The sequence below is a fragment of the Microbacterium sp. genome (assembly GCF_011620665.1).
In the GTDB taxonomy this organism is placed as follows: domain Bacteria; phylum Actinomycetota; class Actinomycetes; order Actinomycetales; family Microbacteriaceae; genus Microbacterium.
The window spans coordinates 1-18,019 of record NZ_WOYQ01000010.1; the positions used below are offsets into that span (position 1 = coordinate 1).

An 18,019-nucleotide genomic window follows, 5' to 3' on the forward strand; every position below is an offset into this window, starting at 1 on the left:
CTTGGGCGAGCGACCCTTGCGAACCAACTGCTGAATGGTTGGCACGTTCTCTCCTTCTCATGCTGCACGGTGACAGCGCGTGGGTTTCACCACAGATCCACCGGCCGGGCACGAACGTGCCGAGCGTTTGGGTGGTGGATATGCCGTGGGGGCGGCCTGTTCGCAGGTCGATCCCGAGATGCGGCGCACTGGCCCCCTGCGTCGCGCCGAGGCATGACACAGGGCGCGCATGAGCGCACACCCGATCGATCATACGCGTGCGCAGCGAGGCGGTCAAACGACTCGGGAGTCAGTTCTCCACGCGGTGGAGCAGGAACTCCTCATCGCCCAGGTAGAAGCGCTCCCCCGCCTGCAACTCGGTACCCGGTTCGATCTCGAGCTCTTCTCCCATCAGCGTGCGAAGCAGCACGCCGTTGGTCGAGTCGAGGTCGGTGATCAGCCAGCGATCGCCCCGGAGCTCGATGCGGGCATGAGTCTTGGAGACGGTCCGTGCGGTGTCCTGAACACACACGAGTTGCGCGCGCGGGTACGTCGGGTCCGCCGCGGGACGGCGCCCGAGAATCACGACGTCCGAAGTCAGAGGGAGCGGCACGCCGGATGCCGGCACGAGCTCCCAGAGGGGGCGTCTCAGGCGACGCGCGATGAGTGTGCGTTCAAGGTCGTCATCTCCGTCGCCGATGGGCTCTCGGCTGTGCTGTGCCGGCATGCGGGTCACCGGATGTGCGACGGGCGGTGCCACAGCGCTCCCCCTGCGGCCGGGGACGAACGCGATCGGACCACTCGGTTCATCCTCTGCGTCCTCCGCATCCTGGGCGTCCTCCGCGTCCTCGGGCACGAGCGGCGCAGCCCCCCGGCGCCCCGCGGCCGCGCTCGGAGGGAAGGGCGAGGGGGACACGGCCGAGACGTCGTCGATCTCGGACGGCCATGAGATCTCGGCCGGCGCCTCTCTCGCGGGAGCCGGTGCCGAAGCGGCCGGCGACGGCGCGGCCGCAAGCTCTGCCTCGGCGGGCTGCGACGTGGTGATGTCGGGGGGGACCCACACCCACGCGGAGGCTACGCGGGGCGGCGGGGGTGCGAACGCGTCAGGCGATGCCTCGACATGTGCCGACAGGACCGGCGGCGCAACGGCGAGGGGCGCGGCTTTGGTCGGTGAAGCGAGAGCCGGTGCCACCGGGTCCACCGCCGCGCGCCGCCACGCCGCGGCGCGCGCCCCCAGCCAGCGGGCGGGTCCGAAGCCGAGGATGCTCGCCCACACGACGAAAAGGAACGCCGCAAGCACGGTCATTGCGGTCCCATAGCCGAATCCGGGGTTGATGCGGTGCGCCGAGATGATCACGAGGATCGCGATCGCGATCGGACCGGCGAAGGGGATCAGCCCGATCAACACGAGCCACGGATTGAACCCACCCCAGGTCAGAACCGTGGCGAGGTTCAGGAAAGGCACCCATCCCTTCCAGGGTTCATCGCCCATCTTGCGGAACATCGCCGACAGCGCCAGTGCCGCCCAGAGGTATCCGGCCGCGCCGATGAGGAGCCCGAAGAGCCCCAGCAGCGACAGCAGCGATTCGTCGGCAATCGGTCTCATGTGGTGCGTCGCGGCGTCCAGGACACGCGACTCCCCCTCTCGATCAGCGGTGCGGGCAGGCGCCCGGGCGGGACGATCGATCTCAACGATACGGCCGCGCGCACGCGCGCCCAGAGACCGGGAGCGAGAGCGCGTCGCTCGGCGTCGACGATCCGCCAGAAATCGTCGGCATCCCGGGCATCGATCGTCGTGGCCGAGAACACCGCTTCATCGGCGCTCGCGGCCAGGGTGGCGGCAGCTCGCGTCCCGTGCAGCGCCGCGATCTCGGTGCGGGTGGATGCTGCCGGCACTCGATGCCCGGCATCCACCGCCGCGTCGAGATACTCGTCCCACCCGCCGGCGACCCGGTCGGCGGGGCGCTGCGCCGTGCGACGGCGCCGGCGACGAAGCGCCTTGGCCGCGATCACGAGGAGGAACGGCCCGACGACGGCCGCGAGGATCCCGGCCGTCCAGGCCGCGATCCGAAGCACCGCCCACACCCAGCCGAGGTCAGCGACCCGATCGGGCTCAGGCGTGCCGGCCGCGTCTTCCTGAGCAGGTTTGGGCGGCTCGATTTCGTCGACCGTGATCGGACGCACCGCCGTGCCGATCGTCGGATCCGGTTGCTCGGTGACCTCGTCGCCGGGTGCCTGGGCATGCTGGGGCGTGACGTCGACGGGGATCCATTCGCCGGTCGCAGCACGGACTTCGACCCATGCCGAGACGTCTCCCGACCGGCATGCGCCGTTCGCACACACACTGACCCCGGCATCCGTCGACGACAGCCGCACCCCGACGACGACACGCGCCGGAAAGCCCAGCTCGCCGGCGATGAGGGCGACAGCGGTGGCGAACTGCTCGTCGTCACCGACCGCCGCAACGTAGTTGTCAGTCGCTGCAGCGCGCGGATCCGCCTCGCGCTCGGCGAGTGCGGTGAACATTTCGTCGATGCGCGCGAGGGAGTGTCCCGACGCGCTGGAGACGAAACGATAGTCACCGAGGTCGCGCATCCACATCGCGCCCCCGTCCGCGCCGGTCAGCGCGTGTGAGAGGTAGCCACGGGTGCGGAGCAGCTCGACCAGACCCTCGAGAGCTGCGCCCCCGGTTCCGGCAGCGTGCTCCCGAACCCACGTGCGCAGGCTCGCCGGGGCCACCACTGCGCTCTCGAGGTCCCCGGGCGCCGTCGCGCCCGCCAACGGCGGCGGTGCGAGGAGCGCTGCGCGGACAGCGTAGCTGTCGCCCGGCGCCCAGGTGGCTGTCTGCACGGCGGCGGAGAGCTCGGGGCTGTAGTAGAAGCCGTCCGCAAGCGACACCGCACGGGGGCCGTCGAAGACTGCCTCCGACAGCGAGCCCGCCGACGGCATCCAGATGCCCGCCAGCGCGCCGACGGCGACCTCGACCTGCGCCACCGCGCCGGCGCCGGCATCCCGTGCCGCCGGAACGCGGACGAAAGGGGCCCCCGAGGTCGTCGCGTCGGTGCGGAAAACCGCACCGTCGTACGAATCGAGCACCGCCAGCCGCAGGCGATCCGGAGGGTCCTCACCCGTCGCTTGGAAGAGCACCTGGTCCACGGCTGCGTCCGCGAACAGGGTCCGATATGACGCGAGCGGACTGATCTCGCGGGAGATCTCGACGCGCGGTCCGGTCGCGTCCCGCAGCACGGTGCGGGGGACGGATGCCACCGCCGCGGGCACGGTGAGCCCCACACCCGCGGTGCACGCTGCGACGATCCCCACCCCGAGCATCACGCGGCGGGTGTCCGCGGGTACGATCCGCTGCGTCCGCACGCCGGTCGATTCGGCGGCGCGACTCAGAGCACGCACACGCTCATCGCGAGCGCGCCACGACAGCCACAGGATCCCCGTCACCAGCCACACAACCCCGAGGCCGGTCTCGACGGGAGCAGGCAGGGTGAGCGGTCCGGCCTCGAGCGGGGCACTGACGTCGGTGCGACCGAACAGCAACCCGAACCCGACCATCGCCATGCTCACCGCGACCGCCCACATCGCTCTGGCGTCAGCGCGCCACGACGCACGCAGCGCGACGGTCGTTCCGACGAGGAAGACGACGAGCGCCGGGACGAGAAGATTGCGATAGGACCCCACGGGCAGCTGTACCGTCAGCAGGTCCTTCCAGCCGACCACGACTCCCGCGCCGAGCTCGCCGAGCCCGCGCAGCATCTCACTCGGCCCGCCGAGGCTTCCCGGGACCGCCAGCGGCACCCCGGTCAGCGCGAGGACGGCGGCCACGACGCCCGCTGCAGCCCACCCGCCCCAGCCTCGCCAGGTGACGAGCGCCACGATGCCCGCAGCGAGCAGCGCGGCCGTCACCACCAGCACCAGGAAAGCACCGGTGCGGTAGATCGGCCAGGCGGCCACGGCAGCGAGCAGCACCGACGTGCCGACATACACCGAGCCGGCGGTCACCCGCGCAGCATTCACGCGCTTCACGATGTCGCTCCCCGGAGCATCAGTCCCGACAGATCGTCGAGCGTGCCGATCGTGAGCACCGTCAGCGGTCCGGCGACCTGGGTCCGCGGATGCGCGCGCTCGTCGCACACGATGCACACGACGGCGGCATCCGCCGGAAACGCCAGCGCCGCCTGACGAAGGTGCGTCAAGGACACCGATGAGCCCACCACGAGGACCGCGATCGACAAGTGGTCGGCGGCTTCGGCGGTGAGACGGCAGACGTCCTTGAGGGCCATCGTGCTGCTCAGACGCCTGACAGAGCTGAAACCATCGAGCACGATCCGCGGAGCGCCCGATGCGAGATGACGGATCGCGCGAAGGCGACCCCGGACCACCCGCGGGATTTCCGCACCCACGACGATGTCGAGGTCGCGCGCGTCGCTGACGGCGCGCAATGACAGCGACGCGGCGGCGCTGACGGCCATTTCGAACTCGTCGTCCGACCGGTACTCCGCCTCGGACAGACCCAGCACGACCGCCATCCGGGAGCGCCGGGACTCCTCGTACTGGCGGACCATGAGTCGCCCGGTCTTCGCCGTCGACTTCCAGTGGATCTCGCGCCGCGAATCACCGGGTACGTACTCCCTGATCGCGTGGAAGGACATGTCGGCGTTGACGAGGAGCCTGGTGGGACGTCCGTCGAGGTCGCGGATGAGTCCCACGCTCGAAGATGGCACGGTCACAGTGCGAGGGTGGACGTACAGGTCGTGGACAGCCGTGAAGGCGTGCTCTCGACGCAGGAGGCCGAGGGGATCCGCGCGCACGCTCGTGGCAGGCCCGACCCGTACGATCCCGCGCGGCAGAGGAGGGATCGTCAGTGTTCTCAGCGAGTTCTGCCCCGCGCGCAGCAGCGGCACACCGAACTCGACCAGCCCCGCCCCGACCGGGACGTCGATGTGTCCGGGCAGCGCGATGCGCCCCCCGGTGTTGCGCACCGTCACTGTGGCGGACACCCCGCTGCCGGCCACGATGCGCTCGTGCTCGAGGGCGAGGCCGACCTCGTACGCGCGCGTCCCGAAGAGGAACGGGATGCTGAGGATCAAGAACGCCGTGGCAAGTGCACCGGCGACGACGGCCTCGACCCAGCCGAAGGCGACGCCGGCGACCAGCCCGGCGGCGGAGACGGCGATCGCGAGCGCACCCGCGGGGCGAACGGTGCGCACGCACCATGCGATCGTTGCGCGGAGTGCCGCGCGGAGCGCCGTCCACGCGCGAGACGCCCGCACGGCCGCGATGACGATCGCGCGCGACCTCGCCGAAGTGGCCTCGGTGCGGCCGCCCGTGGCGGCCGAGGTGTGCGTCAGGCGGGAGTCGCCCAGGCTCATACGGCCTCCCGGCGGCTCGGCGGCGTCACGTCCAGGAGGACCTGACCGATCACGGCCTCGGGGGTGACCCCGTCGAACTCGGCTTCGGGGCGCAGGATCAGCCGGTGTGCCAACACCGGCACCGCCAGGCGCTTGACATCATCGGGGGTCACGAACGTCCGGCCTTGCGCGGCGGCGTTCGCTCGCGCCGCGCGTGTCAGCGCAAGCGCTCCACGGATACTGACCCCGAGGCGGACCTCCTCGGCGGAGCGCGTGGCGTCGACGAGGCGGGCGATGTAGTCGAGCACCAGCGCGTCGACGTACACGTCGGCCGCCAGCTCGCTCATTCCCACCAGGGCGGACGGCGTGATGATGGCCGACAGCTCATCCGTGGCCACCGCGGCGCCCCCCAAGATGCTCACCGTGGCGGCGTGGTCGGGATACCCGAGGGACGTGCGCAGCAGGAATCGATCCAACTGCGCCTCGGGCAAGCGGTACGTGCCGGCCTGCTCGACCGGGTTCTGCGTCGCGAGCACCAGGAACGGCCGCCCCACCGGTCGGGTGATGCCGTCGATCGTGACACGTCCCTCCTCCATGACCTCGAGGAGCGCCGCCTGCGTCTTCGGACTGGCCCGGTTGATCTCGTCGGCCAGAACGATGGTCGCGAAGATCGGTCCGGCGTGGAAGTCGAACTCCCCGGTCTTCTGGTCGTAGACGGTGATTCCGGTGATGTCTCCGGGCAGGAGGTCGGGGGTGAACTGGATACGGGTGTTCGTACCCTGCACGGACTGCGCGATCGCCCGGGCGAGCGAGGTTTTGCCCGTGCCGGGGACGTCCTCGATGAGCACGTGTCCCTCGCTGAGCAGCGCCGTCAGGATCAGCTCCACGACGTGCCGCTTGCCGAGCACAGCGCGCTCGACGTTATCGGCCAGACGCGCGAAGGTCTGCGCGAACCAGGTCGCCTCTTCGGTGGTGATCGTCATGGCGTGCGTCCTCGGTTCAGGGGGTGATGGCGGGTAGGGGAGTGCAGGTGGCCGACATCTCGGCAATGGCGGGTTCCAGGTTCCACGCCGCCCAGTCGACGCGCACGCCGACGCCCGAGACGCGGACCGCGGCGGCAGGGACCAGCAGCGGGTCTTCACCCGTCGGCAGGACGGCGCCAGCGGCATCGAAGTAGGTGATCTGGTCGCCGCCGAACGTGATGGACGCGCGTCCATCGGTCGAGCTCCCGCTCGGGGCAAGGAGCGCGCCACCGGTGCAGGAGCCCAGCGACCAGCGGGCCTGCACCTGGTAGGGCGCACTCCCCGGCGCCGGAGCGACGCTGCCCCACGCAGATTGCCACCATCCGGAGGTGTGCTCGTACCGTACGCGGATGCCCGGGTCGGTGTCGAAGACGCTCGAGGGGAATCGGTCGAAGACCGCGGCATTGTTCACGGGCGGGGTCTCGGGAGACGTCGGTGCCTGGTCGATCGTCCAGGTCGCGCGGCCGTCCGCGACGTGCGCCGCCGGTCCGACGACGAAGGTGTAGCCACGAGGGGACCCGCCGTTCTGGGCGGCACGCACATCGGCGCTCGCGGTCACGCGACCGTACCGGACACCGTCGAGCCACGACTCTGCGCACAGCACGAACGTGTACTGGCGTCCGTCGGGAAGATTCGAGAACACGGCCCGGTCACCACCGGCGGAGGTCGTGCATGTCCTCCCCTCCGGGACGATGCCGTAGCGCAGCGTCGAACCCTCGCCCCCGGAGGTCGCGGTGCCGACCGCGGTGACCTCCGCCCGGCCGTTTCCCGTGTTGACGGCGCTCAGGGTGAGGGTCGGCGACAGCGGCGCGCCGATACCGTGCGCCGAGACGGTGACCGATTCGCTCGCCGGGCCGCCGACCCCGGGTGGTGCATCAAAGCGGGAGATCGGGGTGACGGTCACCGTCGTGGGTGTGTTCGAACCGACCCGGAACGAACGCACCGTGACGGAAGTCTGCCGGGGCGAGACCTCGACCGAAACGGTGTCACCGACCGGGCTCGAGATCTGCAGGGCGCCGGTGCCGGCGGCATCCACGCCGGTGATCGTTATCGCCGCGACTCCGCCCTCGCCCGCGGTGACCACCGGCGTCGACGAGACGCCCGTCGGCGCCGCCGGAGGTTCGTATGCCCAGGCAACGGTCCGCACAGCCGCGCGGGACGCCCCGACCGCATTGACGGCGACGACCTCGTAGGTGCGACGCTCGCCGTTGGGCGCCGCGATCTCGGGACACAGTCCCTGCGGCGCGCACGTCGCGACCACCTGACCCGCCTGGCGCACGGTGAATCCGGTGATCGCCGGGGCGGCCGCTGCCGCCGCCCCAGGATCGACCCGCAGGGTCAGCGAGCCGTCCGCGTAGGCGCTCTGACGCACACTCGCGGGCGCTTGTGGAAATCCCCGCAGATCGAGGGTGATGCGCCCGTCGCGCGCGGCGCTGCTCACGCGCCCCTGCGCATCGCGCACCGTGAAGGTGGCGGCGCAGGTCGCTCCCGGCGCATCCTCGGTCCAGCTCGCGACCACGCGCGTCGCCGACGCCACCGCGAAGCTCACCCCCGCACACGCACTCGCCGGCGAGGCCGCGACGAGCGTGAGCGGAGTCGAAGGCAGCGCATTGACCTCTCCCGGCGCGCCGATGACCTCGATCGTGCAAGAGGATCCGGATGCCTGGCTGCACTGCTGCTGGACCGTTCCGCCCTGCGGAAGCGTCGAAGGCGCCGCGCCGACACGAAGAGTGATGCGTGCCGGCGTGACGCCGGCATGGCTGGTGACTTCCACGGAGACGGACTCCACGGCGCTCGGAAACGCGTCGTCGTGCGCCCGCAGGGCGAGGGTCTCACCGGAAAGCGTGACGTCGAAGGATGCCGCATGCCCGCCGATGCGGTAGGCGATCGGTTCGGGGTCTCCCTGCCACGTCGTGAGCGTACTGAGATCGACGACATGGCCGTCACCCGGCGCGATCTCGAACGACGCCGGGCTCACGATCGGCTGCGGGTCGATCGGCGTCACCACGACGGGGATCGAGAGCACCGCCCACGTCGACTGCCCGGCCACGCGAGCCGAGACGAGGCACCCATCGGTCCAGGGCGCCCCGGATCCGGCCGTGTAGCGCAGCGTCGTCCCGGACACCGCCGCGCACACCCCCTGGGCGCGCGCGCCCGAGGCGCGCACCTGGTTTCCGACCTCGAGCACGCTGCCGCGCGGTTGCGACACGAAGTCCGACACGTCGAAAGTGACATCCTTCCCCTCGGCCACCTGCACGGGCGCCACACCCGGTCGAAGCGAGACGGTCGCCTCGGAGGCCGCCGGGACCCGCAGAAACGCGTAGGTGGTCACCTGTCCGGCAGATGTCTGACCGGTGACCGAGAACGCGATCAGGCGCGCCTCGTCACCGAGTTCACCCCGGATGCGTGAACCCGACACCTGCACTCCCTCAGGGTCTCCCCACAGCCCCACCGTCAACGTGCTCGCGTCTCCGCCGGACCACAGCACCGCACCGTCAAGGACCTCGACGCCGGCGCGGAGGTCGTCACGGTCCTGCGGGCCCAGGATCGTGTCCTCGACGATCGGGAAGTCGGGCACGCGCTGGGTGACGACCCGCACCACGATGAGGCCACGCGCAGTGTTCCCCGACGACGACTCGACATCGTAGAGGAACGTCATCGTTGCCGGGGCGCTGCCGGCGACGAGAGCCACGGTGTCATCGGCGACCGAAGCGATGCGCTCTGACAGGCGCCGGTACTCGGGAGAGGACGTGCCGTCCTCGGCGACCTCGGGGACATCGGGACGGACACTCGTGAGGGTGAGCGTCCCCTGCATCGGATCAAGATCGTTGGCCAGCGGATGCACGCGGATGACGCTGTCGGCACCGACCTGCACGTGCACGTAGTCGGTGTAGGTGACAGGGCTCGGGTCGGCGTCGCCGCCGAGGATGCCGATGCGCACACGGCCCTCTCCTGCGGCGCCGAGCGCGTCGACGACACGGTACGTGAACTCCACCTGGCCCGTGTCGCCGGCGACGCTGGTGTAGACGATCGATGTGCCGTCGGCCGAGATCGCGGCCGATCCGCGCGCCGGCTGGGCGACGATGCTCGCGAGCCGGACGACATCGCCATCGGGGTCCATCCCGAAGCCGTCCACCGCGATCGATGTCGACAAGCCGCTCAGGACACGGCCGCTGAGCGAGGACGGAAGCGGGTCGCGGTTGGCGTCGTCAGCCTCGACCCGCACCTGCACGGTCGCCACGTCTCCGAGCGCCGGCGCCCCCGTCGTGAAGGCGCGGTACTGCACGCTGTACTGCCCGGGCGTGGCAGGCGCGAGATACCGCAGCACATCACCGGAGGCGAAGGCGAGCACCTCCGACGACGAGGACACGATCGACTCGGGGTCGAGGCGCGGGTGCGTCCCCGACGCCGCGACGTCGTTGGAGAGTACGGGGATGTCGACCTGCGATCCGACGCGCACGACCACGCTGTCGTCGACCGCGATCGGCGCTTGCTCCGTCGTCGCCGGAAGGAGGTACACGGTCGCCTCGCCGATGACCGCGGAACCGGCATCCTCGGTGCCGTCACTGACCCGGTAGGTCACGGTTCCGAGGACACCCGCCTCGCCGGTGGGCGTCGTGCCCGAAACCCGGAGCTGGCTCTGGCCGACGGCATCCGCCTCCATACTCGCTCCTGTGGCCGGATGGCGGACGACGTCGCTGAGCAGCAGGACGCGCCCGGTCGGGTTCGACACCGCAGCGAAGACGTCGACGGTGGCGTCGGCTTGCGGACGCACGAATGCCACGACCGGCGCGGTCGACAGGTCCGCGGGGGCCTCCGGCGGCAGCAGGGTGATCCGCACCGTCCCGGTGGCCTCCTGCCCGGCCGCCGTCACGGTCACCGCGACACGGTAGCTCCCTTCCTTCGCCGCCGCGAAGTCGAAGGAGGTCGATCCGCCGACGACCGTCGCCGCCGCCGCCGCATCATCGAGCACGCGAGCTGACGTCACGCTGATCCCGCCCGCCGTTCCGGTGACGTGCGGCGCGACGTCGACACTCACCCGGGAACCGGCCGTGTCGAGCACCGCGAACGACTGCAGCGCGGGCTTCGGGTCGTCCGCCACGCGGATGACGAGCGTCTTGGTCGTGGTAGCGCCGCGCGCATCGCCGGCCGTCAGGACGACCGAGACGATCTGCTCGCCTTCGGCACCCGTGTCGCTGTGCTGGTAGACGACGCTCCCGTCGGACGTCACGGCGACCTGGCCTGAGCCGGACGGATCGGTGGCCGAAAGCAGCAGCACGGGATCACCCTCAGGGTCGACCCAGTCGCCGAGGACCGGCAGCCGCAACGTGCCACCGCGGGCGACGTCGGGCCGAGGCCAGGTCTGCTGACACTGTTCGACCGCGCACCACCCCGGCGCGGCATTCTCGCTGTCGCCCGCGACCGTCAAGGTCGCGGTCGCGGGAAGCGACACCAGCCCGTCGGCGGTTGTGCCGTCGGTCACGGCGTAGCTGAAATTCGCGGTGCCCTGGGCGTCCGCCGAGACGCGGACCGCGAGCCGCTGATGGTCGTCAGTCGTCGTCAATGTGCCGAATGCGGGGTCGAGCCCCGTCACGGATGCCGGGTCGATCGCCAGCACATCCTCGTTGGGATCGTGGTCGTTGAGCAGCACCGGAAGCGAGACCAATGCACCGGGGCGCACGCCGAACGCGTCACCGACGGCGACCGGCGGGCGAGGATCGACAACCGGCGGCGGTTCATCGTCGCCCACCTGCGTGGCCGTCTCTACCCGATCATCGAGATCCCAGTTCTGGGTGGAGGGGAGAAGCGCACCGCTCGGGGCGGTCCACACCCACCCCGAACGCGCATCATTGAGCAGCAGCGTGTGCCCGGCATCCGTGAAGACCGGCCGCCGCAGCGCGCCGAGGCTGAGCCCGGCGTAATCGAGAGGCACGTCGCCGTCCGCCGAACTCCAGAGCGTCCCCGCACCGGCGCCCTCGGGGAGCCATGCCGCATACACGATCCCCTTTCGGACGACGGGACGAGCGGCGGTCCCTCGTGCGGTCGTCCTGTCACCGAAGACCCGCTCGTGCGAGTCGCCGTCGGCAGGGATGCGGACGAGCCCGGTCTCGTCGGCGATGTACACGGCGTCGGCGTCGGCGTCGGCGCGCGCGACCGCGAGGCTTCCGGTCGTCCCGGCGGATGCGGAGGCATCTGCGCCGCGCTTCAGGTACGACCCCGACGCGGAGTCCACCAGCACCCACTCCTGCCCCGCGGCGGTCACGATCGGTGTCGTGAAGGTGACCGGTGCCGGGTCGATACCGAGCACCTCGGCCGTCGTGACATCGACCCGAGCGACCGTCTCGTCGGCGGCGGAGTAGCTCATCAGCAGGCCGTTCGCATCGATCGCGATCGCGTCGGAGGTGTAGGCGGGGACGTTGTCGGCCATGTCGGTCGGGCTCTCCCGCGGCTCGACCCGGGTGAGCGAACCCAGCGAGAGGCGGCCCGCGTAGACGGCGCCGGCATCCGTCCGGTACGCGACGAAATCTCCCGCGTTGTCGACTTCCTCCGTGCCCGGCGGCGCAGAGGATGCCTCCCTCAGCCGATCGGCATCGAGATCGACCGGCGCGGCATCGTCTATCCGGATCACTTTGCTGTCGCTGTCCGTGAACATGTACGCGCCCGTGTCGGCGTCGACGATGCGGCTCGGATTGTTGACCGCCCGGACGGTGTCGAGCTCGCCGACCACGCTGTTCACGCGTGCATAGCGGAGTCCGTCAGCCTGCAGCACCCACGCCGAGGATCTCTGCACCGGTGTTTCTTGTGCGTCGAGTCCCGGCCAGGCCACGCTGACGCCCGCGACGAGCGCGATGGCAAGCGCGGCGGCGGACAGGCCGACGGCAGTGCGGCGCCGCGTCACCAGGGCCACCAGCCGGCGGCCGCTGCCGCGATGGCCCCGCCGAGCAGCGCAAGTGCCGCGATTCCGCCTATCATCCACGGCCCGACCGGGCGGCGCGGCGAGGGCGTGGCCAGGCTCGTGTCCTCGTCGCGCTGTCGGACAGCCGTCTCCGGAGCGGGGCGGGGACGGCGAGCCGCGTGCTCGAGGCGACTGCGCACGGGGCCGCGCGCGACCGTGTCGGAGAAGTCGATGTACTCGGATGCGGGCAGCCACTCCTCAGCGGGCACCTCCAGCGGCGTCGGCGCGAGACCCTCGGAACGCTGAACCGCGCGCACCGCGTCTCCGAACGCCTGCGCGGACGCATAGCGGGCGTCGGGGTCCCGGGCCATCGCCGTCGCGAGCACGCTCTGCAGCGCATCGGGGACGTCGGTGCGCGGCACAGGGACCAACGTCGCGCGCGCGATGCGCCGCCGCATGAGGTCGCGGGTGTTCTGACCTTTCTCGAGCCGTTCGAACGGGCTGTGCCCGGCCAGCAGCGAGTACATCGTCGCGCCCATGCTCCACACTTCGCTGGCGATCGTTCCGCCGGTGTGCTCGGCGAGTACCTCGGGCGCGGTCCATGGGATCGACATCGCGACGACGTCCCCGGCCGAGTCGCGCAGAAGCGGCGACGAGATCCCGAAATCCGCCAGGACGGCAGCACCGAATGTCGTCAGCAGGATGTTGCTCGGTTTGATGTCACGGTGGATGAGTCCGGCGCGGTGAGCCGACTCGAGCGCGCCGGCGAGGCGAACGGCGATCGTCATGACCTCCGGTACCGGCATCCGTTCGAGCCGGTACCGCTGGGACAGCGACCCCGGGCAGTACTCCATGACGATGTACGGCCGCCCATCGGCGGAGATTCCCGCTTGATAGACCGTCACGATCGCCGGATGCGCGGACAGCCTCGCGAGGACGTCCGCTTCGGCGTTGAACATGCGCAGCAGATCGGGGTCGCGCTCGTCGCTCGGCAGCACTTTGACGGCGACCGAACGTCGGGGCATGTCCTGTTGATAGAGGAAGACATCGGCGAACCCGCCCGATCCGAGCGGGCGGACGTAGTCCAAACCGGGAAGCAGCGGCGGTGCAGACGGAAGCCTGCGCGTCATGGCATCCCTCGGCGTTCTCTCGGCACGGCCGTCCTCACATCCCGGCAATGCTAACAAAGCAGCCGGCGCCGGCGCGTCGCTACAGCCCCGGGCGGCTGGTCGGGTCGGTGTCCGCGTCGCCCGGGGGCTCCGCGGGCGAAGCGAAGGGGGCATCGAGCGAGCGGGCGAGCTCCTCCAGCATCGAGGCGATCTGCGGCTCGACATACTGGCTGACCGCCGCCTGAATCCGCAGCCTATGGTGCAGCAGGATCCCGCAGACATCGCGGCCGATGAGAGTGGCGTAGTCGTCGGCGAGCCCGACCTCTTGACGCAGCGCCGCCTTCGCCTCGGCGCTGAGCGGAGGCAAGGCGGGGAGCGCGGCATCCACTTCATCGGCCAAACCTGAGATCGTGAACAGGAAAGGCGCGCCCGGGACCGGGTCAGGATCCATCGGCAAGCCCTCGAATTCCGGATCGAGCCCCTCCGCGGGCCGATAGGTGCGAGCCCGATTGCGTGCCGCCTGCTGATCGAGCTCAGCCTGCAGCATGGGGAGGTTGTGCGCGGTGTAGCCGGCGACGGCATGATCGATGATCGTCTTGATGCGCGTGGACAGACCGTGCTGCACTCCGTGCGGGACATCCGACCCCAGCCCGGCGGCGGAGAGCACCGGAGAGCCGAAGCAACGGCGGCACGGCGCTATCCGGCCGCGGTGCGTCGCGGGCTCCCAGCGGGGCAGCCAGCGCAGCCAGGCGTCGACCGCCTGGCTGACCTGTGTCTCGATGGACCGCTCCACAGGCCCATTGTGCCCCGCATGAGCGGTCTGCGCAGGGAGTTGGGTCGGAATTGGGCCGGATTTGCGCCGGATCACTCCGGGTCGTCCTGCTCCCACGGCCAGCGCGGGCGCGATGCGCGCGTGCGCACCAGTGCGACCCCGGCCCAGGCCGCCGCGAATCCCGCGAGAAATACGATGAGCGCAAACCATGACACGGCGAACATCCCGGCGACCGCGACGGCAGCTGCCACATCGGAGCCCTCGATGGCTGCGCCGATCACGAGCCCCAGCACGAACGCGACGAGCACCGCCAGGGCCGCGGTGAGCGAGACGCGGTATGACGGCGGCACGCGGTGCACCCCTGCCCACAGGGTCGCCGCGAACGCCACGGTCGCCGCCGCGACCGCGACGATCCCGGGCAGCTGGCTGTGCCCGGCCGCGACGACGTCGGTTTCGGTGAGCAAGCTCGTGACACCGAATCCGCCGATCACGAGCGCGAAGAACCCGACGACCGCGAAGGCCACCGCCACCGGTGGTGAAACGCCCTGGCCGGCATCGTCCATCAGGACTGGTGGAGCCTCGGCCCGGCCTCGAGCGTGCGTTCGTACTCACGCTGTGCTTCGTTGTTGATCTCGGTCACGCGCGCACCGCGCACCGCCACCCAAGCGCCGAACCAGATCGTGATCTCGCGACCGAGCACGAAAGCCGCGATCGCGAGCGGCGCCAGCAGCTGAGTCTGCACGAGGTCCGCACCCTCACTCGCGGTGAGCGACCAGAACGGAGCCTGAAACAGCTGACCCAGCACGTGTCCGCCGTACGAGGCGACACCGACGAGGAGGCCGAAGATCACCCAGTGGCCCCACCGGCCGCGATTGATGACCGCGCCGAGCAGCCAGAAGGCGATGAAGAAGACGACGACCGGCACCCAGAACCACCACGCCGTCAGAGCGGACAACGCTTCGGTGCCGACGTCCGACGCCGACACGACACCCGCGATGCCGCGAAGTGCGAGCGAAGCGGCGAGGTACAGAATCCCGAACACGATCGCGGCGAGCAGTCCGATCAGGCCCGCCGCGGTGCGATTCCCGCGCGGGCGCGGTGGCTCGGGAGCCTGCACGAAGATGGGCTGCGGAGTCGGAGCCGCCACGAGCGCGACCGGCTCGCTGGGGGTGATGACCTCGGCATGCGACTCGGCCGGTGCCTCGTGTGCGGCGTCCGGCTGAGACGCGGCAGCGTAGTCGAGCGACAGATCCTCACCACGGTAGAGGGGGTTTCCAGCGGACTCTGAGGCGACCGGTCCGGCTGGCTCGTCCGCAGCCGCGGGCGGCGCGGTGCGCACAGACTCATCCACGGCATCGCGCGACGCGGCCTCCGCCTCGGCGAGGCTCTCGTTCACGCGTCCGACCACGTCATCTCCGTGCGCAGCATCCGGCGTCGGTGTCTCCTCGACCGGCTCGCCGTACTTGGGATCGCTCATCGCGGGTGCTCCTCACGCGGGGGCGCATGCCACCGCACTGCGATCGTAACGCTCGAGCCGGAGCGCGCGGCGTAGGCGTGCCGTCGTGTGTCTCTTCGTCGCGCAGCCGACGCGCGCCTATCGTGGAGGGATGCGCGCGCATCGAGGCTTTCCCAACACGGCCGCTCTCGGTCTGACCGCGCTGCTTCTTGCGGGATGCGTCGCGACACCGTCCGAAGCGCTCCCCGGGTCCGAGACCACGGAGACCGCCGGGGGCGCCTCGACCTCCGCTGTCGCCACTCCGCTGCCGACGAGCAGTCCTTTCCCGATCGGCCCCTCCGTCTCGACGACCGCGCTTCCGGACGACTGCCGCGCGATCCTCAGCGGGACCGTTGTGACCGAACTCGAGCACGTGCCGCTGAACGCGCCCGGCATGGGCGGCGGCATCCGGCCCGACAGCTCTCGTGTCTGCGTCTGGGGTGAACCCGGCGCGCTGGCCACTCGGCTTGTGACGGTGATCGGCTACTCCCCCGAACGCGAGGCCCTCGACGCGCTGTTTGCCCTCGCGAACGACGGCTTCACCTGCTATGAGCCCAGCGGAGGAGTGCGATGCGAGAAGACCTGGACGAGCGACACGCTGTCGATCGAGCAGGGACGCACGCTCTTCTACCGGGACGGCGTCATCGTCGACACGGAGTTCTCCAACCTCGCGCCCGTGGGCTACACCACCGCGATCATCCGTTCGCTCTGGCCCGAGGGCTGAGTGTGCGGGCCCGCGCGCGCCACCGCGCACGGAGGACCGATCTCACCGCCAGACCTGGTCGGCGACACTCGACGCATAGCCGTCGGGATGCCAGCCCCTCTCACTCGTGGACACCCAGAGGCCCTCGCCGGCCTCGATCGTCTCGGTGAGGTCGCCATCCGAGCGCGTGCAGCGCGAACGCTCCCCGTGCGCCTCGCAGGTGAACCCGGATGCCGGGAGCGCCGAAGCGGCGAGCGCCCCGGCATCCGTGACGACCGTCGCGAGGGTCGTCACAACCGTTCCACCAGCGGCGGTCCAGAAGCACGTCACCCGCACCTGCGGTTGAAGTGCGCCCACCAGCGCCGCGGCCGTCGTCGTCGGCGGATCCTGGGAGGAGGTGAGGTCGGCTCCCGCGGAGAAGCGCAGCGATGCCCAGAGCGCCTCGCCGTAGAGCTGATCGCATTCGGTCGGCGCGGCGCCGGCGCCATCGGCGGGCTCGACTGCGACGGGATGCGCCGTCGGCACGCCGAGAGCGGTGCCCATCCATGAAACGGATGCCGGCAACAGCGGCGCCGCCAGGATCGCCAGCGCACCGAGGGTCGCCGCGCAGCCGATGCCGACCACCCATGCGATGTAGGCATTTCTGCCGCCGACTCGGGCCATGGCTCCACGCTACGTCGCCCCGCGGCGCGCGTGCGGCGGACACGGCGATGGGCCCGGGATCGCGAGATCCCGGGCCCATCTCCCTGGTGCTCAGTTGTAGGTGCCGGGCGTGAAATCGTCCGTCGAGAAGCTGTCGAAGTCGACGTAGCTCAAGTCGGCGTCCGAGTACGCGCCGTCCGACGCGAAGATGCGGTTGGGGTACCGCTCACTCTTGGCCTCCTCGGTCGCCTCGACCACGACGTTGCGATACTTCGCAAGGCCGGTGCCCGCGGGGATGAGCTTTCCGATGATGACGTTCTCCTTGAGGCCGACGAGAGGATCGCTCTTGCCCTGCATGGCGGCCTCGGTCAGCACCCGCGTGGTCTCCTGGAACGACGCCGCCGACAGCCACGATTCGGTCGCGAGCGACGCCTTCGTGATTCCCATCAGCTCCGGACGACCCGACGCGGGTCGCTTGCCCTCGGCCACGGCCTCACGGTTGATCTGCTGGTAGCGCTTGAAGTCGACGAGCTCGCCGGGCAGCAGCGTCGTGTCCGCGTGGTCGACCACGGTGACCTTCCGCAGCATCTGGCGCACGATGACTTCGATGTGCTTGTCGTGGATCGGCACACCCTGCGAGCGGTACACGCCCTGAACGCCGTTGACGAGGTACTTCTGCACCTCGCGGGCGCCCATGACACGCATGACCTCCTTGGGGTCGAGCGTGCCGACCAGGATCGGCTGTCCGACGGTGACCCGCTGGCCGTCCTCGACCAGCAGCGTCGCGCGCTTGAGCACGGGGTAGATGTGCGGTTCGTCGCCGTTGTCGGGCGTCAGGATGACCTTCTTGGCCTTGTCGGTCTCGTCGATCTTGATGACACCGTCCGCTTCGGCGATCGGGGACGCAGCCTTGGGGGTACGTGCCTCGAACAGCTCCTGCACGCGCGGCAGACCCTGGGTGATGTCGTCGGCGGAAGCCGAGCCACCCGTGTGGAACGTACGCATCGTCAGCTGCGTGCCGGGCTCGCCGATCGACTGGGC

At 70.5% G+C, this 18,019-nt stretch carries 11 protein-coding genes and 1 pseudogene; 1 reads left to right on the forward strand and 11 read right to left on the reverse strand.

Features of this window, described 5'->3' with window-relative positions:
* Positions 1-289 precede the first annotated feature (289 nt).
* The 9 genes from QZV81_RS01910 to QZV81_RS01950 all read right to left on the reverse strand — a co-directional run bounded on the left by QZV81_RS01910 (position 290) and on the right by QZV81_RS01950 (position 15,615).
* Positions 290-1,585 carry an FHA domain-containing protein gene (locus QZV81_RS01910; RefSeq protein WP_292831652.1) on the reverse strand — a complete coding sequence of 432 codons (1,296 nt, stop codon included), beginning with the start codon at positions 1,583-1,585 and terminating at the stop codon, positions 290-292.
* The gene (locus tag QZV81_RS01915) at positions 1,582-4,014 is read right to left on the reverse strand and encodes a transglutaminase-like domain-containing protein (RefSeq protein WP_292831655.1); all 2,433 of its coding nucleotides are present in this window, start codon (positions 4,012-4,014) and stop codon (positions 1,582-1,584) included. Before QZV81_RS01915 ends, QZV81_RS01910 begins: the two co-directional genes overlap by 4 nt.
* Positions 4,011-5,360 (reverse strand): DUF58 domain-containing protein, encoded by a 1,350-nt coding sequence (locus QZV81_RS01920; RefSeq protein WP_292831658.1) that lies wholly within the window; start codon positions 5,358-5,360, stop codon positions 4,011-4,013. Before QZV81_RS01920 ends, QZV81_RS01915 begins: the two co-directional genes overlap by 4 nt.
* Complete coding sequence (locus tag QZV81_RS01925) at positions 5,357-6,322, reverse strand: MoxR family ATPase (RefSeq protein ID WP_292831661.1); 966 nt, start codon at positions 6,320-6,322, stop codon at positions 5,357-5,359. Before QZV81_RS01925 ends, QZV81_RS01920 begins: the two co-directional genes overlap by 4 nt.
* A gap of 16 nt (positions 6,323-6,338) precedes the next feature.
* On the reverse strand, positions 6,339-12,260 hold the full coding sequence (locus QZV81_RS01930) for an Ig-like domain-containing protein (protein WP_292831664.1): 5,922 nt from the start codon (positions 12,258-12,260) through the stop codon (positions 6,339-6,341).
* Positions 12,257-13,387, reverse strand: a complete 1,131-nt coding sequence (locus QZV81_RS01935; RefSeq protein WP_292831667.1) for a serine/threonine-protein kinase — start codon at positions 13,385-13,387, stop codon at positions 12,257-12,259. The genes QZV81_RS01930 and QZV81_RS01935 overlap by 4 nt, the downstream gene beginning before the upstream one ends.
* A 79-nt stretch (positions 13,388-13,466) precedes the next feature.
* Complete coding sequence (locus QZV81_RS01940) at positions 13,467-14,159, reverse strand: spermidine/putrescine ABC transporter substrate-binding protein (RefSeq protein WP_292831670.1); 693 nt, start codon at positions 14,157-14,159, stop codon at positions 13,467-13,469.
* Positions 14,160-14,230: 71 nt separating this feature from the next.
* Positions 14,231-14,701, reverse strand: a complete 471-nt coding sequence (locus QZV81_RS01945) for a hypothetical protein (RefSeq protein WP_292831673.1) — start codon at positions 14,699-14,701, stop codon at positions 14,231-14,233.
* The gene (locus tag QZV81_RS01950) at positions 14,701-15,615 is read right to left on the reverse strand and encodes an ABC transporter (protein WP_292831676.1); all 915 of its coding nucleotides are present in this window, start codon (positions 15,613-15,615) and stop codon (positions 14,701-14,703) included. Before QZV81_RS01950 ends, QZV81_RS01945 begins: the two co-directional genes overlap by 1 nt.
* Positions 15,616-15,745: 130 nt before the next feature.
* Between QZV81_RS01950 and QZV81_RS01955 the strand changes: the two genes are divergently transcribed.
* Positions 15,746-16,357 (forward strand): hypothetical protein, encoded by a 612-nt coding sequence (locus QZV81_RS01955; RefSeq protein ID WP_292831679.1) that lies wholly within the window; start codon positions 15,746-15,748, stop codon positions 16,355-16,357.
* Between the two features lie 42 nt (positions 16,358-16,399).
* On the opposite strand, the gene QZV81_RS01960 is transcribed toward QZV81_RS01955, so the two are convergent.
* Both QZV81_RS01960 and QZV81_RS01965 read right to left on the reverse strand, forming a co-directional pair.
* Positions 16,400-16,999: a hypothetical protein gene (locus QZV81_RS01960; protein WP_292831682.1), complete on the reverse strand. Its 600-nt coding sequence runs from the start codon at positions 16,997-16,999 to the stop codon at positions 16,400-16,402.
* Between the two features lie 90 nt (positions 17,000-17,089).
* A pseudogene (locus QZV81_RS01965) lies at positions 17,090-18,019 on the reverse strand (DNA-directed RNA polymerase subunit beta'); the annotation flags it as partial.

What these genes read in the sequence shown, in the direction of transcription:
- QZV81_RS01920 (WP_292831658.1), bottom strand. Translation starts at nt 5,360, where the DNA reads ATGAGCCTGGGCGACTCCCGCCTGACGCACACCTCGGCCGCCACGGGC.
- QZV81_RS01950 (WP_292831676.1), bottom strand. Translation starts at nt 15,615, where the DNA reads ATGAGCGATCCCAAGTACGGCGAGCCGGTCGAGGAGACACCGACGCCG.
- QZV81_RS01945 (WP_292831673.1), bottom strand. Translation starts at nt 14,701, where the DNA reads ATGGACGATGCCGGCCAGGGCGTTTCACCACCGGTGGCGGTGGCCTTC.
- QZV81_RS01910 (WP_292831652.1), bottom strand. Translation starts at nt 1,585, where the DNA reads ATGAGACCGATTGCCGACGAATCGCTGCTGTCGCTGCTGGGGCTCTTC.
- QZV81_RS01935 (WP_292831667.1), bottom strand. Translation starts at nt 13,387, where the DNA reads ATGACGCGCAGGCTTCCGTCTGCACCGCCGCTGCTTCCCGGTTTGGAC.
- QZV81_RS01925 (WP_292831661.1), bottom strand. Translation starts at nt 6,322, where the DNA reads ATGACGATCACCACCGAAGAGGCGACCTGGTTCGCGCAGACCTTCGCG.
- QZV81_RS01955 (WP_292831679.1), top strand. Translation starts at nt 15,746, where the DNA reads ATGCGCGCGCATCGAGGCTTTCCCAACACGGCCGCTCTCGGTCTGACC.
- QZV81_RS01960 (WP_292831682.1), bottom strand. Translation starts at nt 16,999, where the DNA reads ATGGCCCGAGTCGGCGGCAGAAATGCCTACATCGCATGGGTGGTCGGC.